We start from the raw sequence: 19,828 nt of genomic DNA, 5'->3' as shown, positions 1-19,828 counted from the left end.
TTCGCAAAACAATGGCCGCTTGTTGAATCCATCCGGAGAGGTTTCTTATGAGAGTTCTGGTTGTGGGCGCCACGGGCGCCGTTGGCAGCGCGGTGGCGCAGGCGCTGGCCGAGCGCGGCCACGAGGTGATTCGCGCGGGCCGCACGCGCGGCGACCATCAGGTCGACATCACGAGCGATGCGAGCGTCGAGGCGCTGTACGCGGCCGTCGGGCGCGTCGATGCGATCGTGTCGGCGGCGGGCGGCCTGTTCTTCGGGCCGGTGAGCGAGATGCGCCCGGCCGACTTCAACACCGGCCTGCAGGACAAGCTGCTCGGCCAGGTGCGCCTGGCGCTGCTGGGGCAGCACGTGCTGGCCGACGGCGGCTCGATCACGCTGACCACCGGCATCGTGGCGCAAGAGCCCATTCGGCAGGGCGCCAACGCGACGGCGGTGAATGCGGCGGTGGAAGGCTTCGTGCGCGGCGCGGCCATCGAACTGCCGCGCGGCCTGCGCATCAACGCGGTGAGCCCGACGGTGCTGACGGAGTCGCTGCCGTCGTACGGGCCGTTCTTTCCGGGCTTCGAATCGGTGCCGGCCGCGCGGGCTGCGCAGGCCTACGTGCGCAGTGTGGAAGGGCCGCAAACGGGGCGGGTGTACCGCGTGTGGCAATGAGCGCGCGGGGCTTGTTCGCGGGTGCGTCGCTGGCGCTGGCTGCGGCCGTGACCGTGGCCGCGCCGCCCGCGGTCCAGCTGCTGCCCGAGGACTGGTATCCGGAAAGCGTCGCCATCGGGCCGGACGGCGCGTTCTACGTGGGCAGCTGGCGCCAGGGGGCGGTTGCGCGCCTGAAGCCGGCAAAGTCGGCTGGGGCACCGAAGGCCGAGGTGCTGGTGAAGCCCGGCGCCAACGGGCTGGCCAACGGGCAGGGCGTGCTGGTCGATGCGACGCATGCAGCGCTCTGGGTCTGCTCGGGCAGCAGCGGGTTCACCACGGTGCCGCAGACACCGAGCGCGCTCAAGCGCTACGACCTCGCCACGGGCGCGCCGCGCGCGAGCTACGCGATGCCCGACGACGGCTACTGCAACGACCTTGCGCAGGACGCGCACGGCAATCTCTACGTGACCGACTCGTATCACCCGCGCGTGCTGAAGCTCGCGCCGGGCGCCAAGGCGCTCACGGTGTGGAAGGAAGACGAGGCCCTGGCAGGCGCCGGCCCGTACAAGGGGCTGAACGGCATCGCCATCGACGGGCAGCGCGTCTATGTGAGCCTGGTGGCGGCAGCGCCGTACCTGCTGCGCATCGGGCTTGGCGCCGACGGCCGGGCCGGTGACGCGGTGCGCATCGAGGCGCCGCGCGTGCTGAAGAACGTCGACGCGATCCGCGCGTGGAAGCCCGGTCGGCTCGTGCTGTTCGAGAGCAATGCCTTCGGCGACGGGCCCTGCGGCGGGCAGATCACCGTGGCACGCACAGGCAGCAACACGCTGGGGCTGCAGACCGTGGTGACGGGGCTGAACGATCCGTCGTCCGGCGCGGTGCTGGGCGACCGCGTCTACTTCATCGAGTCGAAGTACGGGCTGCTCACCAAGCGCAAGGACACCGGCGGGCCGGTGCCCACCGGCGTGCCCTTCGACATCCAGTCGCGCGCGTTGCCGCATTGAGGCCAGGGGGCAAGGGGGCGCAGGCAGAGGGGGTGCGCAAGGCATATAGCACTCATATGCGCATGGAAATTGCGGGGCGGCAGGGCTGGATTACCCTCCGCATCCACGATGAAAAAAGCCTACCGCGCCTCCCTCCTGCGATTCGACGCCGCCGGCCAGCCCGTTTTCGATGAAGACGGCCTGCTGGTGATCGCGCCCGACAGCACCGGCCGCCAGCGCGTGCTCGATGCCGGCAGCCATGCCGCCGTTGCGCCGCGCCATGCCGACGCCGAAGTGACCCACCTGCCCGGGCGCATCCTCGCGCCGGGCTTCGTGGACATGCACATCCACTTTCCGCAGACCGACATCATCGGTTCACCCTCGCCGGGGCTGCTGCCCTGGCTCGAGAACTACACCTTTCCGGCCGAAAGCAAGTTCGCCGACCCCGCGCATTCGAACGAAGTGGCCGGCGTGTTCTTCGACGAACTGCTGCGCAACGGCGTCACCACCTCGCTGACCTTCGCCACCTCGCACGTGGCCTCGGTCGATGCCTTCTTCGAGGGTGCCCAGCGCCGCGGGCTTCGCATGATCACCGGCAAGGTGCTGCAGGACCGCAATTCGCCCGACGGCGTGCGCGACCAGACCGAGCAGAGCCTGGTCGACACCGAGGCGCTGATCCGCAAGTGGCACAACGTCGACCGGCTGGGCTATGCCATCACGCCGCGCTTCGCACCCGCGAGCACCGACGCGCAGATGCGCGGCGCGGGCGAGCTGGCCGCGAAGTACGCCGACACCTGGATCCAGTCGCACGTGGCGGAAAACCGCGACGAGGTGGCGTGGGTGCGCGAGCTGTATCCGCAGTCGCGCTCGTACCTCGACGTTTACGCCGGCTTCGGCCTGATGCGCGAGCGCGCCGTCTACGCGCACTGCATCTACCTGGACGACACCGACCGCGCGCTGCTGCGCGACACCAAGACGGCGGCGGCCGTCAGCCCGACCAGCAACCTGTTCCTGGGCAGCGGCTTCTTCGACTTCGGCGCGGCCGACCGCACGGGCTATCCCTACGGCCTGGCCAGCGATGTGGGCGGCGGCACCAGCTTCAGCCCCTTCCACACCATGATGGCGGCGTACTACGTGGGCCGCGAGGGCCAGACCAAGGCCGGCCTGAGCATCGCGCCTTCGGAACTCTGGTGGCGCCACACCGGCGGCGCGGCGCGCGCGCTGGGGCTCGACGGCGTGGTCGGCAACCTGCAGCCGGGCTGCGAGGCCGACTTTCTGGTGCTCGATCCGGCGGCCACGCCGCTGCTGGCGCGCAAGACGAAGCTGGCGAACACGCTGGAGGAAATGCTGTTCGCGATGATCGTGCTGGGCGACGACCGGCTGGTCGAGCGGACGGTGATCTCGCAGGCGGGCTGAACCGCGCCCGGGGGAGGGTGCAGGGGCGCCCATGCCACAATTCGCCCCCGATTCCCCCGCAGCAGCAGCGAGCGCATATGAGCATCAAGAGCGACAAATGGATCCGGCGCATGGCCGAAAACGAAGGAATGATCGAGCCCTTCGAACCGGGCCAGGTGCGCGAATCCGCGGGCCACAAGATCATCAGCTACGGCACCTCGAGCTACGGCTACGACATCCGGTGCGCGCCTGAGTTCAAGGTCTTCACCAACATCCACAGCACCGTGGTCGACCCGAAGAATTTCGACGAGAAGAGCTTCGTCGACATGCACGGCGACTACTGCATCATTCCGCCGAACAGCTTCGCGCTGGCGCGCACCGTGGAGTACTTCCGCATCCCGCGCAACGTGCTGACCATCTGCCTGGGCAAGAGCACGTACGCGCGCTGCGGCATCATCGTCAACGTGACGCCCTTCGAGCCCGAGTGGGAAGGCTACGTGACGCTGGAGTTCAGCAACACCACGCCGCTGCCCGCCAAGATCTACGCGGGCGAAGGCTGCGCGCAGGTGCTGTTCTTCGAGAGCGACGAGGTCTGCGAGACCAGCTACAAGGACCGCGGCGGCAAGTACCAGGGCCAGCGCGGCGTCACTCTGCCGAAAACCTGACGGATCCGCGGGCCGGCCGCTGACGGGCGCTGACGCCCGGTTACCCCGGGCGGGCGCCGGGGCAAGTACCATCCTGCGAACACCGGCCAATACTCCTGCAAACAGGCCGGCAAGGAGAGCGCGATGAGATGGGAAGGCAACGAACAATCGGACAACGTCGAAGACCGCCGCGGTGAAGGCGGTGGCGGCGGTGGTGGTGGCGGCTTCATCGGCGGTCGCGGCATCGGCATCGGCACCATCGCGGTCGCGCTGATCGCGGGCTGGGTCTTCGGCATCAACCCGCTCACCGTGCTGAGCCTGTTGAGCGGCGGCGGTGGCCCCGCGCAGGTGCAGCAACAGCAGCAAGGCCCGGCGCCCAAGCCGCCGTCGGGCGACCGCGAGGCGGCCTTCGTCTCCACGGTGCTCAAGAACACCGAAGTGGTCTGGACGGGCATCTTCAAGCAGAACGGCGGCACGTACCACGCACCGCGCCTGGTGCTGTTCCGCAATGCCACGCCCACGGCCTGCGGCACGGGCCAATCGGCCATGGGGCCGTTCTACTGCCCGGGCGACCAGAAGGTCTACATCGACCTGGGCTTCTACGACACCCTGAAGAACCAGCTCGGCGCGCCGGGCGAGTTCGCGCAGGCCTACGTCATCGCGCACGAGGTCGGCCATCACGTGCAGGACGAGCTCGGCATCACCGCCAAGGTCGACGGCATGCGCAACCGGCTGAGCCAGACGCAGAACAACGCGATGAGCGTTCGCGTCGAGCTGCAGGCCGACTGCTTCGCGGGCATCTGGGCCCACCATTCGCAGGAGTCGAAGAAGTGGCTCGACCCGGGCGACATCGAGGCCGCGATGAACGCCGCGCAGAAGATCGGCGACGACGCGCTGCAGCGTTCCGCGGGCCGTGCCGTGGTGCCCGACAGCTTCACCCACGGCTCGAGCGCGCAGCGCCAACGGTGGTTCGGCGCGGGGTATCAAAGCGGCGACATCAAGTCGTGCGACACCTTCAATGCACGCAGCCTTTGAGCTGCGTGGCCTTGAAGCGCGCATGAGCGCTGCGTTCGATGCTATTGAATAAATAGCAATTCCGCCATCGCGGACGTTGTCACGCCGCAGTCACTGCCATTTTTTGCGGCAGTGCGACAATAGCGGGCTCAATGACAAGCTCCTTCTCCAATCTGATGCTGGCGGAACCGCTGGCGCGCGCCGTGGCCGAAATGGGCTACGAGACCATGACACCCATCCAGGAGCAGGCCATTCCGGTCGTGCTTTCGGGCCAGGATGTGATGGGCGCCGCCCAGACCGGTACCGGCAAGACGGCGGCGTTCTCGCTTCCGTTGCTCCAGCGCATGCTCAAGCACGAAAACGCCTCCACCTCGCCCGCGCGGCACCCGGTCCGGGCCCTGGTGCTGCTGCCCACGCGCGAACTGGCCGACCAGGTCGCCCAACAGGTCAAGCTGTATGCCAAGTACACCAACCTGCGCAGCACGGTCGTGTTCGGCGGCATCGACATGAAGCCGCAGACGCTGGAACTGAAGAAGGGCGTCGAAGTGCTGGTCGCCACGCCGGGCCGGCTGCTCGATCACATCGAAGCCAAGAACGCGGTGCTCAACCAGGTCGAATACGTCGTGCTCGACGAAGCCGACCGCATGCTGGACATCGGCTTCCTGCCCGACCTGCAGCGCATCCTGAGCTACCTGCCCAAGCAGCGCACCACGCTGCTGTTCTCGGCCACGTTCTCGCCCGAAATCAAGCGCCTCGCCGGCAGCTACCTGCAGAACCCGGTCACCATTGAAGTGGCGCGCCCGAACGAAACGGCCTCCACCGTCGAGCAACGCTTCTTCAGCGTGAGCGACGACGACAAGCGCCGCGCACTCTCCCAGATCGTGAAGCAGCGCGGCATCACGCAGGCCTTCGTGTTCGTCAACAGCAAGCTGGGCTGCGCCCGCCTTGCGCGCTCGCTCGAACGCGACGGCCACCGCACCACCGCACTGCACGGCGACAAGAGCCAGGACGAACGCCTGAAGGCGCTCGCCGCCTTCAAGGCCGGCGAGGTCGACCTGCTGGTGTGCACCGACGTTGCGGCCCGCGGCCTCGACATCAAGGACGTGCCCGCGGTCTTCAACTTCGACATTCCGTTCAACGCCGAAGACTACGTGCACCGCATCGGCCGCACGGGCCGTGCCGGCGCCTCCGGCCTGGCCGTGAGCTTCGCCAGCGGCGGCAACGACGCGCGCCTGGTGGCCGACATCGAGAAGCTGATCAAGAAGAAGATCGAGCTCGAGCCGGTCGAGTTCGAGGAAGACCGCCCGCGCGGCCGCATCAACGACGGACGCCGCCACTGGCGTGAAGAAGGCGAAGCCGGCGACGCACGCGACGTGCTCGACCAGCCGCGCGAACGCAGCAGCAGCCTGAGCGGCAGCGACGCCCGCCGCGGCGGTGGCGGACGCCCGCACCGCGCGCCTTCGGCGCCGCGCGACCCGTTCTTCGACAAGCCTTACGAGCCGGGTGCGCCGGCCGACGCCACGCCGGCGTGGGAAGCCACCGCAAAGGCAGCGCCCGCACGCGGCGTGTCGAGCAACATCAAGAGCAAGCGCAAGGTCGCTGCGCTGTTCAAGAGCGCCGAGCCGAGCTGATCTGCCCGGTGAACCGCGGCGTCATGCGCCGCAGTTCTCAAGCTCTAGGCATTACCTCCAGCCGCGGTGCCAGCCGGACTGGGGGTGACGCCAGCCCCACCCGAATCGCGGGTGATAGGCCCACACGAACCCGACACCCGGTGACACATAGGTAGGCGCCACGTAGGCCACGCCGGGCGGCGCTGCGTACACCGGTTGGGCCGGTGCAACCACGCAGCCGGTCAGGGTCGCCGCCAGCGCGGCGGCGGACAAGGCGAGAAGCAGAGGGGATCTCATGGCGAAGCTCCTGGGAGTTGTTGTCGGTATGCACAACCAACGCCCCGCCTGCCTGCCGGATGACGCCCTTTACCCGCGCGCAACAGTGTGACCGGCCCGTTGCAAGCGGGCACGCTGCGCAGCCTTTCAGGCGGCTTTCACCGACCGGCTTTCGCCCACCGCGCCCACCGCGCCCACCGCGCCCGCTATGCGGCGGGCAGCGCCACCTGATCGACCTTGTAGTCGAAGAGCCAGTCATACCGCTCGCGGATGCGCGCTTCGCTCCACTCCTTGTCGACATACGCGACCGCGCCTTCCGCCGATGCCAGCGCCGGGTTGTGAAAGCGCCGCGCGTTCTCCGAAGAGCCGCGCACGATGCGCGAAGTGCGTTCGGTCCGGGCCTGCTCGTAGCGCACCAGGGCCCGCTCGACATCGGCCGCGCCGGCATCGATGCATCGCGCGAGCATTGCGCCGTCCTCGATCGCCATGGCCGCACCCTGCGCGAGGAACGGCAGCGTGGGGTGGCACGCATCCCCCAGCAGCGTGACCCGACCGACCGACCACCGGTTCATGGGCTCGCGCTGCATCAACGCCCATTTGTACGGCGTCTCGATGCTGCGGATGAGCGTCTGCACGTCTTCATGCCAGCCCGCGAAATCGCCGGCGCACTCGGCCACGGTGCCCGCGGTGGTCCACGACTCCTGGGTCCAGTCGCCGCGCTCGACGATGCCCACGAAGTTCACGAGTTCGCCGCGCCGCAGCGGGTAGTGAATGACGTGCCCGCCGGGCCCGATCCAGTTGGTGGCCACGGGCCGGCGCAGCCGCTCGGGCAACCGCTGCGCCGGAATGACGCCGCGCCATGCCAGGCAGCCGGAGAACGCGGGCGCATCGCCGCCGAAGAGCTGCGCGCGAATGCGCGAATGCACACCGTCCGCGCCGACCAGCAGGTCGCCTTCGATGCGCCGGCCACCGGCAAGCTGTAGCGCCACGCCCGTGCTGGTGCCGGTACTGGTGCTCTCGAAACCTTCACAGCGCGCACCGAGCACGATGGCGCCGGGCTGGGCGCTTGTCACCGCGTCGACGAGCACCTGGTGCAGGTCCGGGCGGTACATCGTGTAGTAGGGGTGCCCGTATTGCGCGATGGATTCCGCGCCCAGGTCGAACAGCTTCCAGGTCTGCCCGGTGTTCCACAGCCTCACTTCCTTGCCCGCGGGTTCGCTGGCCCGCTCGCGCAGTGCCTGCGCCACGCCCAGGTCGGCGAAGATGCGCGTTGCGTTGGCGCTGAGCTGCAGACCCGCGCCCACTTCGCCCAGCGCCTGGGCCTGCTCGAACACGTGCACCTCGTGGCCGCGGCGGATCAATGCCAGCGCCGCGGTCAGGCCGCCGAGCCCCGCGCCGGCGATCAGGATCTTTTGCTTCATGGTCTTGCCCTCGGTGCCCATGTCAGTCGTCCGCGCGCACGTTGGCGCGCGTGATCAGGGCGGACCACTTGGCAAAGTCCGCCCCGATGACCTTGGCAAATTCCGCCGCGCCGGCCACGCCGGGCTCCACGCCCGTGGCGGCCAGTTCGCGCCGCACCTCGTCCGACTGCGCCGCCTTGGCAAAGGCCTGCGACAGCTTCTGCACCACCGGCGCGGGCGTGTTCGCGGGGGCCACCAGCCCGAACCACGAATAGGCCTCGTAGCCGTCGACGGCCGATTTCATCAGCGCAACCTGCGGCAGCGGCGCATAGGGCTGCGCGCCCGTCACCGCGTAGGCCTTGAGCTTTCCGCTCTTGATATAGGGCGCGAGCGCCGCCGCCGTGTCGAACACCAGGTCGATCTGCCCGCCCAGCGCATCGGTGATGGCAGGGCTGCCGCCGCGGTACGGCACGTGGGTCAGCGGAATGTGCGCGCGCTCCTTCAGGTACTCGGTGGCCAGGTGCCCGATGGAGCCGTTGCCGGCGCTGCCCACGGTCAGGGCCTGGTCCTTCGCGTACTTGAGCAGCTCGGGCAGCGTGTTGGGCGCCAGGCCTTGCCGGCCCGCCAGCATGAGCGGGCCACGCAGCGCCATGCCCACCGGAATGAACGACTTGGCGTCGTACTTCAGGTTCTTGTAGAGCTTGGGCGCGACGGCCAGCGTGCTGGTGCCGCCCCAGAGCAGCGTGTAGCCGTCCGCGCCGGCGCGCGCCACCCAGGCGCTGCCGACAGTGCCGGCCGCGCCCGCGCGGTTGTCCACGACGATCGGCTGGCCCAGGTTGTCGCCCATGGCGCGCGCGAACAGCCGCGCGCTGGCGTCGGTCGGCCCGCCGGCGGGAAAGGGCACGACGACGGTGATCGGCTTGTCGGGAAAGTCGGTGGGTGCCGCGTTGGCTGCCGCGCTGAAGCCGAGGGTGGCGAAGGCGGTCAATGCAAGGCCAAGGCGCGTCAGCGCGCGCGGTGCGCACTGCGCGAAGGGTGTATGTCTCATCTGGTGTCCCGTTTGTCCTGAGGTGTGCGGCAGGCCTTTGCCTGATGCCCGCATTCCAGCGCGTTCCCATCAATTAGTAAAATCTGAAAACCATCTGAACTGACAAGCAGAGGTTATTAATTGGGGACCAACGACCGATGAACCTGTCCCAGCGCCAGATCAGGGCCTTCCTGGCCATCGCGCGGCTGCAGAGCTTCACGCGCGCGGCCGAGCAACTTCACATCACGCAGGCCGGCCTGAGCAGCATGCTGCGCGACGTCGAGGCGCAGCTCGATTGCCGGCTCTTCGACCGGACCACCCGGGCGGTCTCGCTCACGCCGGCGGGCCGCGCCTTCGTGCCCGTGGCCACGCGCGTGCTGGCGGAGCTCGACGGCGCGGCCGCGGCGCTGGGGCGTCTTTCGGAATCGCGCCAGCAGACGCTGTCGGTCGGCGCCACGCCGCTGGTGGCGTCCTGCCTGCTGCCCGCCGCGTGCGAGGCGTTTGCCCGCACGCACCCCGGCGTGATGGTCGAGGTGCACGACCTGGACCGCGCGCAGATCCAGGACCGCGTGCAAGAGGCGCAGATCGACGTGGGCTACGGCGTGTTCCTGCAGGCGGCCAGCGGCATCCGCCGGCAGCCGCTGCTGAAGACCGATCTCGTGCTCGTGAGCCGAAAGGCCACGCGGGTGACCAAGACCGCGAAGGCCACCCGGACCCCGAAAGCCGCCGCCTCTCGCACACCACGCGGCGTGGCCTGGCGCGACCTGGACGGCGTGGCGCTCGTGTGCCTGCCCATCGACAACCCGATCCAGCAGCTGGTCGACTCCCACCTCACCGCCATCGGGCGCGGCAACGAGCCGCGCAGGGCCTTCAACCATCTGCACACCGTGCTTGCGATGGTGGAGGCGGGCGCGGGCAGTGCCATCCTGCCGTCCTTCGTGGCGGCGGCCGCGTCCCGCTATGCGCTGAACCTCGTGCCGCTTGCGGACCCGCTCGTTTCGTTGGAGTTCTTCGAGATCACCAAGAAGGGCGGCGAGGTGATGCCAGCCACGCAGGCCTTCAGCCAGTGCGTGGTCGCGGCGATGGCGCAGCGCGCCTGACGGTGCCAGCTAAATCACGTTGAAGTGATGCGTGCCGTCGCGCCCCAGCTGCGCGACCAGGCCGAATTCCCAGTCCAGGTAAGCCTGCATCGCTTCGGTGGGCGCATCGGTGCCCTCGTAGGGCCGGCGATAGCGGTCGGTGCGCGGCGTGCCCAGCCGTGTCTCGCCGGTCTCCGCTTCGAGGCCCGCGGCAAACCATGCCGTGTTGCCGCCGGTGAGCACCAGCACCTCCACATCTCGTTGGCCGCGCGCATCGAGCAACGCGCGCAGGTCGGCCGCGGCATAGCGCGCGAGCAGGCTGCTGCCGCAGGTCAGCACGTAGCGCCGCGACGCGGGAATGACGGCATCCACCGCATGCGGCAACTGCGCGCGAATCACGAACCAGGCACCCGGAATGTGGCGCTTCACGTAGTTGACGCCGGTGGTCACGTCGATCAACGCCGTGCCCTCCTGCTTCAGCAGCGCAGCCAGTTCGGCCGGCGTGACTTCTCCCACGACGGCCGCGACCGGCGGGTGCGCAGTGGCGGGCGTCGCCGTTTCGGTGAGGTCCGCCAGCGTCGGCACGGCATCGGGCACGTACACCTCCCACCCCATCTGCGCGAGCCACGATGCGCTCATCGACGCGCGCACGCCGTCGTCGTCCGCCAGCACGATGCGCGCGCCACGCACCGGCACCTGGTGGTCGGTTTCCTGCACCAGCTGCCCGCCGGGCGCGCTGGCAAAGCCGGACAGGTGGCCCGCCGCGTACTCCTCGGGCGTTCGCACGTCGAAGCGGTACACGGTGCGCCCCGGCGCTTCGAGCGTGTGCAACGCGTCGAGCGCGGTGCGGCGCACGCCGGCCAGGTCGGCCACGCGCCGCGCATCGGCCTGCGCCTGGGCGCGGTGCGCTTCGGAAACGGTGGCAGGCGCCTGGCGCGTGGCGCCGTGGTCCAGCACCTGCCCCGCGAGCTTCCAGCCGATCGTGCCGTTGCGCAGCGCCGCCACCGGGTTCGGAATGCCCGCGTTCACCAATGACTGCGTGCCGATGATGCTGCGCGTGCGGCCCGCGCAATTCACGATGACCTGCGTGGCCGGGTCGGGCGCCAGCTCGCGCACGCGCAGCACCAGCTCGGCGCCGGGCACGCTGGTGGCCGACGGAATGCTCATCGTCCGGTATTCGTCGAAGCGGCGCGCGTCGAGCACCACCACATCGGCCTTGCCCTCGACCAGCGCCTTCACCTCGGGCGCGGAGAGCGAGGGCGTGTGCCGTTCGTGCTCGACCAGTTCGCCGAAGGACTTGCTCGGCACGTTCACGTCGCGGAACAGTTCGCCGCCGGCCCGGCGCCAGCCTTCGAGGCCGCCTTCGAGCAGGTGCACGCTCGTGTAGCCCAGCGTGGCGAAGGTCTTCGCGGCCAGCGGCGCCAGGTCGGTGCCGTCGTGTTCGCCGTACAGCACGATCAGCGTGTCGCGCCGCGGAATGCGACGCCAGGCTTCGATCTCGGTGCGCGACAGCGGCAGGTTCGCGGCCCACAGCGGGTGTTCCTGCGCGAAGGGGTCTTCCTCGCGCACGTCGAGCAGGGCGATTTCGTCGCGCGCGATGAGGCGCTCGCGCACCGCGGCGAAGGACAGAACGGAAAAGGCGGAAGTCGTCATGCGAGTGTGGCGCTGGATCTGAGTTCGGCGCTGCGGTCCCACAGGTTGGGCAGCAGCGTGTTGGAGTATCCGGAGACGAAGGGCTTGCGGCCACCCTCCGTCGGGTAAGTATGCCGCCGCACGGCGCCGATGTTGGCGCCGTAGACATGGATGCTGATCGACACGCGGTCGGCGTGCGCGTTGTGCACGCGGTGCAGGTCGCCGACGGTGGGCGACACGGCCTCCACGTCGCCCGCGTCGAGCCGCACCGCCTCGCCCCGGGGCTGCGCGTGGCCTTCGGGGTCGAACACGAAGCCCTGGCTGTACTCCGCCCCGCGCAGCATGCCGATCAGCCCCCACACCGTGTGGTCGTGCACCGGCGTGGCCTGCCCCGGCCCCCACACGAAGCTCACGACCGAGAAGCGCTCGGTGCTGTCCGCGTGCAGCAGGAATTGCTGGTAGCGCGCCGGGTCGGGCTGCGCGAAGGCATCGGGCAGCCAGTCGTCGCGCGCCACCAGCGTGCGCAGCAGCGCGCCGCCTTCCGAGAGGATGCGGGGCTCGTCGGGCGCGCCGTCGAGCAGCCGGCCGAAGGCGCCGACGAATTCGCGCAGCGGCGCGATCGAAGAAGGCCCCGTCACGCCGGGCGCTTCCACACGGTCGTGTCGGTGATCGCGCGCACGTCCACCCGCACCGGCAGGATGCCGTCGCGCGCCGAGCGGTCGGCCACGGCCTGCAGTGCGACGATGTCCGCCTCGCTCACCGGCCGGCCCGCCACCGACGCGCGCGCGGTGATGAGGCGCGACGACTCGATGGGCAGCCGCGTGAGCTGGCTGTAGGCCTGCGCATAGGCTTCGGGGTTGGCCAGGGCCCAGTCGCCGGCACGGCCGAGCCGCTCGAGAAACTGCACGATGGCCGCGCGCCTGGCCGGGTCGGCCAGCGACGACTCGGTGGCGGTGATGAAGCCCAGCGCCGTGTTGATGCCGCGCCCGTCGCGCAGGATGCGGCCGCCCTGCTGCAGCGCGATCGTGTAGTACGGATCGAACACGGCCCATGCGTCGATCTGCTTCGACGCGAACGCGGCGGCCGCGTCGGTCGGCAGCACGAACTTCACCGTCACCTCCTCGCGCTTCACGCCGGCCTCTTCGAGCGCACCGTACAGCTGGTACTGCGAGATGCTGCCGCGCGCCGACGAGACGATCACGGTCTGTCCGCGCAGGTCGGCCACGCTGCGCAGCCTGGAGCCGGGCTGCACCACGATGCCCAGCGAATCGGCCTTGCCGACGCGCGTGGCGACGATCTTCAGCGGCGTCTTGCCGACGGCCGCGGCCAGCACGGGCAGGTCGCCCGCCATGGCCGTGTCGACGGCCGAGCTGCGCTGCGCCTCGAAGAGCGGCGCAGCGCCCTGGAAGTTGGCCCAGCGGTAGGCGAAGGGAGCGCCTTCGAGCGCCTTCGATGCCTCGAACAGCGAGCGAAGGCCGCCCGCCTGGTCGCCGAGCACCAGCGTGGTCTGCGGCTGCGCGAACGCGCGCAGCGAACCGGCGGCGCCAACGGCACCCAGCGAGAGCGCCACGCCTTGCTTGAGCCAGTGGCGGCGCGAGGCCGCGGAGAACAGCAGCGAGGTCATGCAGCAGCTCCCGAAGCCAGCAGCGCGCGCTTGCCCGCCGCCACCAGGATCGCGTCGTTCTGCGGCGTGTGGATGCGGCTGCACAGCACATCGCGGTAGTGCCGCTCCAGCGGGTTCGCGCGCGTGAGGCCGTGGTTGCCGCTGAGCTGCAGCGCCAGTTCGACCGCGCGAATGGCGTTGCCCGTCACGCTGTACTTGAGCAGGCCGCTGTCGGCGGCGGGTTGTGCATGGCCGCCGTCGACCGCCGCCGTGGCGTCGTCGAGCAGCACGCGGTTGGTTCGCAGCAGCGCCTCGATCTCGCCCACGTGCTCCTGCACGCGCGCCAGGCTGGCCAGCGGCGCGCCCAGGCTGCCCGGTGCGCGCTGGTTCAAAAAGCCCGCCAGCCAGTCGCGCGCGGCCGTGGCCACGGCGTCGTAGAGGCTGCCGAGCAGCACCGTCATCCAGGCCTGCTGCGTGGCGTGCGCGTCGATGTCGGTCTGGCTGCCCGCATCGGGCGCCCAGTCGGCCGGTGCGCGCAGGTCGACGGCATGGTCGAGGTCGACGGCGACGTTCTCGAACACCACCTCGTGGCTGCCCGAGGCGCGCAGGCCCAGGTGGTCCCAGCTCGCGATCACGCGCACGCCGGGTGCGTTGCGCGGCACCAGGAACACGCCGGTGCGCGGCGTGGCCTCGTCCGTGCGGGCCCACACCGCGAGCCAGCCCAGGCCTTCGATGCCGGTGGTGTAGAGCTTGTGGCCGTCGATCTTCCAACTCTTGCCCTGGCCTTCGCGCACTTGGCGCGCCACGGTGCCCGGCAGGCCACCGCGGGCCGGCGAGCCCAGCGCGGGCTCCACGCGCAGGGCGTTGATCAACGCGCCGTGCTCGACTGCATCGCGCGTCACCTGTTCACGCAAATGCGCGGGCCAGCGGCTGTCGGGGCGCGTCAGCGCGTGGTGCTGCAGGTAGCTCATGGTGAGGATCAGCGCCGTGGCGGGCTCGCCGCGCGCCACCGCTGCAATCACGCGCCGCGCGGTCGCCAGCGTGGCACCGCCGCCGCCGTGTTCGGCGGGCGCGACCAGGCCGATGAGCCCGTGCGCCTGCAGCGCATGGAAGTTCTCGCGCGGAAAGGCGCCGCTGCGGTCGTGGTCGGCCGCGGTGGAGGCGAACCGGGCCGTCAGCCGGGCCAGCACGGCGGCGTCCACCGTGGCGGGCACGGCAGGTGGCGAAGGAAGGATGTCAGGCGTTGCCGGCGCGCGGCGCAAGGGGAGTGCACTCATGGTGCCTGCACGGTAGCGGGCGGCCCCGCGCCGGAAAACGATGCATCCCGCATATGCAAACTCGTTTTTCTGCGTTCGCTTGCGGCCCCCGGCTCGGTACGGTTCGGTCCATGAAACCAGATTTCCCCTTGGACCGGCGGCGCCTGCTGCAAGCCGCCGCGGCACTCGCCGCCACCGGCACCGCCGCGTGGTCGCAGGCCGCGGCGCCTTCGCGCGACCTGTCGGGCGTCACGCTGCGCGTGGGCACCTACAAGGGCCTGTGGCGGCCGCTGCTCACGGCCTCGGGGCAGGCCGGCACGCCCTACAAGATCGACTGGCGCGAGCTGAACAACGGCGTGCTGCACATCGAGGCGATCAACGGCGACGCGCTCGACCTGGGCTCGGGCAGCGAGATCCCGCCGGTGTTCGCCGCGCGCCAGAAGTCCAGCGTGAAGCTGGTGGCCGTGACGCATGAAGACCTGAACAACCAGGCCACGCTGGCGCGCAAGGACGCGCCCATCCGCACCATTGCCGACCTCAAGGGCAAGCGCGTGGGCTACGTGCGCGCCACCACCTCGCATTACTACCTGGCCAGGCAGCTGGCCGAGGCGGGCCTGTCGTTCAGCGACATCCAGGCCGTGAGCCTCACGCCGTCGGACGGCCTCTCGGCCTTCGCGCGCGGCGACCTCGATGCCTGGGCCATCTACGGCTACAACGGCCAGCTGGCGCGCACCCAGTACGGCGCGCGCACCATCAAGACCGGCGTGGGCTACCTGTCGGGCAACTTCCCCATCTACGCCAACCCGCGCGCGCTGGACGACAGCCTGCGCCGCGCCGCACTGGCCGACCTGCTGCAGCGCCTGCAGCGCGCCTTCACCTGGATCAACGGCAACTTCCTGGCCTACGCCCGTGCGCAGTCGGCGGAAACGCGCGTGCCCGTCGGCGACATCGTCGAGCTCTTCAACGGCCGCAGCGGCGACTACAGCCTGGGCCCCGTGAGCGACGCGGTCGTGCGCAGCCACCAGGAGGTGGCCGACACCTTTCTGAAGATCGGCGTGCTCGACGGGCCCGCCGATGTGAAGCCCCTGTGGGACCGCAGCTTCGAGAACGTGCTGCGCCTGCCGGCCGCTTGATCCGCCTGATTCGCCTGATACGCCAGACCCCACCTCCCACTCGAAAAGGACAACACCATGAGCCAGCAACAACCGGACGGCGTCGAATTCATCGGCATGATCCAGGGCCAGAAGGTCTCGGAGATCCACGCGGCCAAGGGCCCCTCGCTCGACCGCGACTACGTGCGCGCCTTCGCGCAGGCCCACGAGCAGGCCGGCTTCGACCGCGTGCTGGTGCCGCACCATTCGACCAGCCCCGACGCCACCCTCACCGTGGCCTACGCCGCCTCGGTGACCGAGCGCATCCACTTCATGCTGGCGCACCGCCCCGGCTTCGTGGCGCCCACGCTGGCCGCGCGGCAGTTCGCCTCGCTCGACCAGTTCAGCGGCGGGCGTCTTGGCGTGCACTACATCTCGGGCGGCTCCGACGAAGAGCAGCGCCGCGACGGCGACTGGCTCGGCCACGACCAGCGCTACGCCCGCACCGACGAGTACCTCGAGGTGCTGCACAAGGTGTGGACGGCCGAGAAGCCGTTCGACCACGAAGGCGCGCACTACCGGTTCCAGAACGCGTTCTCCGAGGTGAAGCCGCTGCAGACGCGCAACGGCAAGCCGCACGTGCCGGTGTACTTCGGCGGTGCTTCCGAGGCCGCGATTCCCGTGGCGGGCAGGTACGCCGATGTGTATGCGCTGTGGGGCGAGTCGCTCGACCAGGCACGCGAGCTCACCACGCGCGTGCGCGCCGAAGCGGCCAGGCATGGGCGCAGCGTGCGCTTCTCGGTGTCGTTCCGCCCGATCGTGGCGCAGACCGAGGAAGCCGCGTGGGCGCGTGCCGAAAGCATCCTCGCGGAGACCAAGCGCCTGCGCGTGGTGCAGGGCTACAACCGCGGCGGCCCGCAGCAGAGCGAAGGCGCCAAGCGCCTGCTGGCCGCGGCCGACAAGGGCCCGCGCGTGGACAAGCGCCTGTGGACCGCGGTGGCGCAGGAGATCGGCGGGCGCTCGAACAGCACCGCGCTGGTCGGCACGCCCGAGCAGGTGGCCGATGCGCTGCTCGACTACTACGACCTGGGCGTGACGACCTTCCTGATCCGTGGCTTCGATCCGCTGGAGGACGCGCTGGACTACGGGCGCGAGCTGATTCCGCGCACGCGCGAGTTGGTGGCGCAACGCGCGGCCTCCGTGCGCAAAGCCGCCTGACCCCGTCTTTCTCCCTCCCCTCCCGGGGGAGGGCGGGGGTGGGGGCTGACGGCCTCCAGCACCGTCATGGCCCTGAAGCCGTCGTGCCCCCATCCCCGCCTTCCCCCGGAAGGGGAAGGAGCAACACCGAATACCGAACAACCGGAGTCCCCATGAGTGCCGTTCTTTCCATCGACCGCCACGCGTCGTTGAAGCTCAACCCGAACCCCCAGCAGAAGTTCTGGTTCGACCCCGTCCCGCCGCGCCCCACCGTGCAGGCCGAGCGTCGCCACCGCCAGGAGCGCCTGGCCGGTGCCTTCCGCCTGTTCGCGCGCTTCGGCTTCGCGCAGGGCTTGGCGGGCCACATCACCGCGCGCGACCCCGAACTCACCGATCACTTCTGGGTCAACCCGCTCGGCATTCATTTCTCGCGCATCAAGGTCTCCGACCTGCTGCTCGTGAACGCCAAGGGCGAGACCGTCATCGGCGACAGGCCGCTCAACAAGGCCGCCTTCGCGATCCACGCGGCGATCCACGAGCACAACCCGAAGATCGTTGCCGCCGCCCACACGCACTCGACCTACGGCAAGGCCTGGTCCACGCTGGGCCGCAAGCTCGACACCCTCACGCAGGACGCCTGCGTGTTCCACGGCGACGTGGCGCTGTTCGACGACTTCACCGGCATGGTGGTCGACAACAGCGAGGGCGACCGCATCGCGCAGGCACTCGGCGACAAGAAGGGCGCCATCCTCAAGAACCACGGCATCCTGACGGCCGGCCCCACCGTGGAAGCCGCCGCCTGGTGGTACATCGCGCTGGACAACGCCTGCCACACGCAGTTGCTGGCCGAAGCCGCCGGCAAGCCGCAACCCATCGACGAAGAAACCGCGCGCCACACGCACGGCCAGATCGGCGGACCCGAAGGCGCCATCCATTCCTTCGACAGCCTCTACGAAGGCCTGGTCGAGGCCGAACCCGAGCTGCTGCTGTGAACCGACCCTTCTCCCGGCGCAGCGTGCTGCGCGCAGGCGGCGCCGCCGCCTTGGTCGCCTCGGGCGGCCTGATCGCCTCGCAGGCTTTCTCGCAGTCGTCGCGCAAGCTCACCTTCGCCTGGAACGCCGCGGCGTTCTGCCTGTCGCCCGTGGTGGTTGCGCAGGAGCGCGGCTACTTCGAGCGCAACGGGCTGCAGGTGGAGCTCATCAACTACACGGGGTCGACCGACCAGCTGCTGGAGTCGCTGGCCACCGCCAAGGCCGATGCGGCCGTGGGCATGATCCACCGCTGGCTCAAGCCGCTGGAGTCGGGCTTCGACGTGAAGATCGTCGGCAGCTCGCACGGCGGCTGCGTGCGGCTCGTGGGCGCGAAGAGCGCGGGCGTCACCAACCTGGCGAGCCTGAAGGGCAAGACCATCGGCGTGTCGGACATCACGAGCCCGGGCAAGAACTTCTTCTCGATCCTGCTCACCAAGAACGGCATCGACGCCGACAAGGACGTCACCTGGCGCCAGTACCCGGCCGACCTGCTCGACATTGCGGTGAAGAAGGGCGAGATCCAGGCCATTGCCGACGGCGACCCGAACATCTACCTGATCGAGAAGCGCAACCAGGGCGTCTACGTCGAGGTGGCGAGCAACCTCACCGGCGAATACAAGGACAAGGTCTGCTGCATCGTCGGCGCGCGCGGCGAGCTCGTGCGCAAGGACAAGGCCACCGTCGCCTCGCTGGTGCGCGCCATTGCGCAGGCCTCCGACTACGTGGCCGAGAACCCGAACGAGTCGGCCAGGCTGTTCGCCAGGTACTCGCCCAACGTGCCGGTCGAAGACCTGCGCGCCTTGCTCGGCACGCTCACGCACAACCACCACCCGCTGGGCAAGAGCCTGCGCGACGAGGTCGAGTTCTACGCGCGCGACTTCCGCGGCGTGGGCGTGCTCAAGAAGAGCACCGACCCGGCGCGGTTCGCCGAACACGTGTCCTTCGATCCCCTGGCATGAACCACAAGAATTCCATGACGCTCCATCGTTCACGCCGCCGGTTTCTCGTTCAAGGCGCTTCGGTCGCCGCCGCCGTCGCGCTGCCGGGCGCGGTTGCCGCACAGGGCCGGCCGGTGCTCAAGGCCGGTGACCAGAAGGGCGGCCTGCGCGCGCTGCTCGAAGCCGCGGGCGGGCTCGAAGGCCTGGGCTACGACATCCAGTGGTCGGAGTTTCCGGCCGCCGCGCCGCTGGCCGAGGCGCTCAATGCCGCCGCGGTCGACTCGGGCCCCATCGGCGACGCACCGCTCATCTTCGCGCTGGCCGCGGGCACGCGCGTGAAGGCCATCGGCGCGAACCGCTCCGACTCCTACGGCACCGCGGTGCTGGTGCGGCCCGACTCACCGCTGAAGACCGCCGCCGACCTCAAGGGCAAGAGCATCGCGACGAACCGCGGCTCCATCGGCCACTACGTCACGCTCAAGGCCATCACCACGGCGGGCCTCAAGCCCGAGGACGTGAACATCCGCTTCCTGGCCCCGGCCGACGCCAAACTCGCGCTCACGCAGGGCTCGGTCGACGCCTGGGCCACCTGGGAGCCCTACACCGCGCTGGCCGAGGTCAGCCACCATGCGCGCGTGCTGGTCAGCGGGCGCGGCCTGCTGCCGGGGCTGAGCTACCTCGCGGCAACCGACGGCGCCATCGCGGCCAAGCGGCCGGTGCTGCAAGACTTCCTGCAGCGCGTGGTGAAGGCGCAGCTCTGGTCGTACCGCAACGTCGACGCCTACTCGGCCGCGCTGGCACGCATCATCGGCATTCCGCCCGAGGCGGCCAGGCTGCAGTTCGAGCGCCGCCAGCAGAAGTGGGTGGCCATCGACGCGCAGGTCATTGCCGACCAGCAGGGCACGGCCGACTTCTACCGGCAGGTCGGGCTCATCAAGCAGCCGCTGGATGTGAAGGGCACCTTCGACACCGGCTTCGGCGTGGCTGGATGACGACGCACCGAAAACGTAGCTGAGTCCA

At 69.8% G+C, this 19,828-nt stretch carries 19 protein-coding genes; 12 read left to right on the top strand and 7 right to left on the bottom strand.

Going from position 1 to position 19,828, the window contains the following annotated elements; translation table 11 throughout:
- The first annotated feature begins 47 nt into the window (after positions 1-47).
- The 6 genes from BM004_RS35130 to BM004_RS35105 all read left to right on the top strand — a co-directional run bounded on the left by BM004_RS35130 (position 48) and on the right by BM004_RS35105 (position 6,299).
- On the top strand, positions 48-653 hold the full coding sequence (locus tag BM004_RS35130) for a short chain dehydrogenase (RefSeq protein WP_093129457.1): 606 nt from the start codon (positions 48-50) through the stop codon (positions 651-653).
- The gene (locus tag BM004_RS35125) at positions 650-1,636 is read left to right on the top strand and encodes an SMP-30/gluconolactonase/LRE family protein (protein ID WP_093220600.1); all 987 of its coding nucleotides are present in this window, start codon (positions 650-652) and stop codon (positions 1,634-1,636) included. The genes BM004_RS35130 and BM004_RS35125 overlap by 4 nt, the downstream gene beginning before the upstream one ends.
- A gap of 108 nt (positions 1,637-1,744) precedes the next feature.
- Positions 1,745-3,031 (top strand): guanine deaminase, encoded by a 1,287-nt coding sequence (guaD, locus tag BM004_RS35120; protein ID WP_093220598.1) that lies wholly within the window; start codon positions 1,745-1,747, stop codon positions 3,029-3,031.
- 77 nt (positions 3,032-3,108) lie between these two features.
- Positions 3,109-3,675: a dCTP deaminase gene (dcd, locus tag BM004_RS35115; protein WP_093129460.1), complete on the top strand. Its 567-nt coding sequence runs from the start codon at positions 3,109-3,111 to the stop codon at positions 3,673-3,675.
- Positions 3,676-3,798: 123 nt separating this feature from the next.
- On the top strand, positions 3,799-4,689 hold the full coding sequence (locus tag BM004_RS35110) for a KPN_02809 family neutral zinc metallopeptidase (protein WP_093129461.1): 891 nt from the start codon (positions 3,799-3,801) through the stop codon (positions 4,687-4,689).
- Between the two features lie 131 nt (positions 4,690-4,820).
- Entirely contained in the window at positions 4,821-6,299 is a 1,479-nt protein-coding gene (locus tag BM004_RS35105; RefSeq protein ID WP_093129462.1) for a DEAD/DEAH box helicase, read from the top strand.
- A 51-nt stretch (positions 6,300-6,350) separates the two neighbouring features.
- Here the strand turns inward: BM004_RS35105 and BM004_RS35100 are convergent, their stop codons facing one another.
- The 3 genes from BM004_RS35100 to BM004_RS35090 all read right to left on the bottom strand — a co-directional run bounded on the left by BM004_RS35100 (position 6,351) and on the right by BM004_RS35090 (position 9,002).
- On the bottom strand, positions 6,351-6,575 hold the full coding sequence (locus BM004_RS35100; RefSeq protein WP_093129463.1) for a hypothetical protein: 225 nt from the start codon (positions 6,573-6,575) through the stop codon (positions 6,351-6,353).
- Between the two features lie 185 nt (positions 6,576-6,760).
- Positions 6,761-7,975 (bottom strand): FAD-dependent monooxygenase, encoded by a 1,215-nt coding sequence (locus tag BM004_RS35095; RefSeq protein WP_093220627.1) that lies wholly within the window; start codon positions 7,973-7,975, stop codon positions 6,761-6,763.
- A gap of 22 nt (positions 7,976-7,997) precedes the next feature.
- The gene (locus BM004_RS35090) at positions 7,998-9,002 is read right to left on the bottom strand and encodes a Bug family tripartite tricarboxylate transporter substrate binding protein (protein WP_093220595.1); all 1,005 of its coding nucleotides are present in this window, start codon (positions 9,000-9,002) and stop codon (positions 7,998-8,000) included.
- Positions 9,003-9,139: 137 nt separating this feature from the next.
- On the opposite strand from BM004_RS35090, the gene BM004_RS35085 reads away from it, so the two are divergent.
- Positions 9,140-10,081, top strand: coding sequence for a LysR family transcriptional regulator (locus tag BM004_RS35085; protein WP_093220593.1), 942 nt, complete (start codon positions 9,140-9,142; stop codon positions 10,079-10,081).
- A gap of 9 nt (positions 10,082-10,090) precedes the next feature.
- On the opposite strand, the gene BM004_RS35080 is transcribed toward BM004_RS35085, so the two are convergent.
- From BM004_RS35080 to BM004_RS35065, 4 genes are read right to left on the bottom strand one after another with little or no spacing between them, the layout of a single operon-like run.
- Positions 10,091-11,713 carry a rhodanese-related sulfurtransferase gene (locus tag BM004_RS35080; protein WP_093220590.1) on the bottom strand — a complete coding sequence of 541 codons (1,623 nt, stop codon included), beginning with the start codon at positions 11,711-11,713 and terminating at the stop codon, positions 10,091-10,093.
- Positions 11,710-12,330: a cysteine dioxygenase family protein gene (locus tag BM004_RS35075; RefSeq protein WP_093220625.1), complete on the bottom strand. Its 621-nt coding sequence runs from the start codon at positions 12,328-12,330 to the stop codon at positions 11,710-11,712. The genes BM004_RS35080 and BM004_RS35075 overlap by 4 nt, the downstream gene beginning before the upstream one ends.
- On the bottom strand, positions 12,327-13,316 hold the full coding sequence (locus BM004_RS35070) for an ABC transporter substrate-binding protein (RefSeq protein WP_093220588.1): 990 nt from the start codon (positions 13,314-13,316) through the stop codon (positions 12,327-12,329). Before BM004_RS35070 ends, BM004_RS35075 begins: the two co-directional genes overlap by 4 nt.
- Positions 13,313-14,572, bottom strand: a complete 1,260-nt coding sequence (locus BM004_RS35065) for an acyl-CoA dehydrogenase family protein (RefSeq protein ID WP_093220585.1) — start codon at positions 14,570-14,572, stop codon at positions 13,313-13,315. The genes BM004_RS35070 and BM004_RS35065 overlap by 4 nt, the downstream gene beginning before the upstream one ends.
- A 110-nt stretch (positions 14,573-14,682) precedes the next feature.
- Between BM004_RS35065 and BM004_RS35060 the strand changes: the two genes are divergently transcribed.
- From BM004_RS35060 to BM004_RS35040, 5 genes are all read left to right on the top strand, one after another.
- The gene (locus BM004_RS35060) at positions 14,683-15,684 is read left to right on the top strand and encodes an ABC transporter substrate-binding protein (RefSeq protein ID WP_093220583.1); all 1,002 of its coding nucleotides are present in this window, start codon (positions 14,683-14,685) and stop codon (positions 15,682-15,684) included.
- Between the two features lie 57 nt (positions 15,685-15,741).
- Positions 15,742-16,860: an LLM class flavin-dependent oxidoreductase gene (locus tag BM004_RS35055; RefSeq protein WP_093220581.1), complete on the top strand. Its 1,119-nt coding sequence runs from the start codon at positions 15,742-15,744 to the stop codon at positions 16,858-16,860.
- A gap of 152 nt (positions 16,861-17,012) precedes the next feature.
- Complete coding sequence (locus tag BM004_RS35050; protein WP_093129472.1) at positions 17,013-17,831, top strand: class II aldolase/adducin family protein; 819 nt, start codon at positions 17,013-17,015, stop codon at positions 17,829-17,831.
- Positions 17,828-18,829, top strand: a complete 1,002-nt coding sequence (locus tag BM004_RS35045; protein ID WP_093220578.1) for an ABC transporter substrate-binding protein — start codon at positions 17,828-17,830, stop codon at positions 18,827-18,829. Before BM004_RS35050 ends, BM004_RS35045 begins: the two co-directional genes overlap by 4 nt.
- A gap of 14 nt (positions 18,830-18,843) precedes the next feature.
- Positions 18,844-19,800, top strand: a complete 957-nt coding sequence (locus BM004_RS35040; RefSeq protein ID WP_093220622.1) for an ABC transporter substrate-binding protein — start codon at positions 18,844-18,846, stop codon at positions 19,798-19,800.
- Positions 19,801-19,828: the final 28 nt, after the last annotated feature.

Source organism: Variovorax sp. OK212 (assembly GCF_900112425.1).
Classification (GTDB): domain Bacteria; phylum Pseudomonadota; class Gammaproteobacteria; order Burkholderiales; family Burkholderiaceae_C; genus Variovorax.
This window is presented reverse-complemented; position numbering and strand designations above follow the sequence as displayed.

What these genes read in the sequence shown, in the direction of transcription:
- BM004_RS35080 (WP_093220590.1), bottom strand. Translation starts at nt 11,713, where the DNA reads ATGACGACTTCCGCCTTTTCCGTTCTGTCCTTCGCCGCGGTGCGCGAG.
- dcd (WP_093129460.1), top strand. Translation starts at nt 3,109, where the DNA reads ATGAGCATCAAGAGCGACAAATGGATCCGGCGCATGGCCGAAAACGAA.
- BM004_RS35095 (WP_093220627.1), bottom strand. Translation starts at nt 7,975, where the DNA reads ATGAAGCAAAAGATCCTGATCGCCGGCGCGGGGCTCGGCGGCCTGACC.
- BM004_RS35065 (WP_093220585.1), bottom strand. Translation starts at nt 14,572, where the DNA reads ATGAGTGCACTCCCCTTGCGCCGCGCGCCGGCAACGCCTGACATCCTT.
- guaD (WP_093220598.1), top strand. Translation starts at nt 1,745, where the DNA reads ATGAAAAAAGCCTACCGCGCCTCCCTCCTGCGATTCGACGCCGCCGGC.
- BM004_RS35040 (WP_093220622.1), top strand. Translation starts at nt 18,844, where the DNA reads ATGACGCTCCATCGTTCACGCCGCCGGTTTCTCGTTCAAGGCGCTTCG.
- BM004_RS35050 (WP_093129472.1), top strand. Translation starts at nt 17,013, where the DNA reads ATGAGTGCCGTTCTTTCCATCGACCGCCACGCGTCGTTGAAGCTCAAC.
- BM004_RS35130 (WP_093129457.1), top strand. Translation starts at nt 48, where the DNA reads ATGAGAGTTCTGGTTGTGGGCGCCACGGGCGCCGTTGGCAGCGCGGTG.
- BM004_RS35100 (WP_093129463.1), bottom strand. Translation starts at nt 6,575, where the DNA reads ATGAGATCCCCTCTGCTTCTCGCCTTGTCCGCCGCCGCGCTGGCGGCG.
- BM004_RS35105 (WP_093129462.1), top strand. Translation starts at nt 4,821, where the DNA reads ATGACAAGCTCCTTCTCCAATCTGATGCTGGCGGAACCGCTGGCGCGC.
- BM004_RS35125 (WP_093220600.1), top strand. Translation starts at nt 650, where the DNA reads ATGAGCGCGCGGGGCTTGTTCGCGGGTGCGTCGCTGGCGCTGGCTGCG.
- BM004_RS35090 (WP_093220595.1), bottom strand. Translation starts at nt 9,002, where the DNA reads ATGAGACATACACCCTTCGCGCAGTGCGCACCGCGCGCGCTGACGCGC.
- BM004_RS35060 (WP_093220583.1), top strand. Translation starts at nt 14,683, where the DNA reads ATGAAACCAGATTTCCCCTTGGACCGGCGGCGCCTGCTGCAAGCCGCC.
- BM004_RS35055 (WP_093220581.1), top strand. Translation starts at nt 15,742, where the DNA reads ATGAGCCAGCAACAACCGGACGGCGTCGAATTCATCGGCATGATCCAG.
- BM004_RS35085 (WP_093220593.1), top strand. Translation starts at nt 9,140, where the DNA reads ATGAACCTGTCCCAGCGCCAGATCAGGGCCTTCCTGGCCATCGCGCGG.
- BM004_RS35070 (WP_093220588.1), bottom strand. Translation starts at nt 13,316, where the DNA reads ATGACCTCGCTGCTGTTCTCCGCGGCCTCGCGCCGCCACTGGCTCAAG.
- BM004_RS35110 (WP_093129461.1), top strand. Translation starts at nt 3,799, where the DNA reads ATGAGATGGGAAGGCAACGAACAATCGGACAACGTCGAAGACCGCCGC.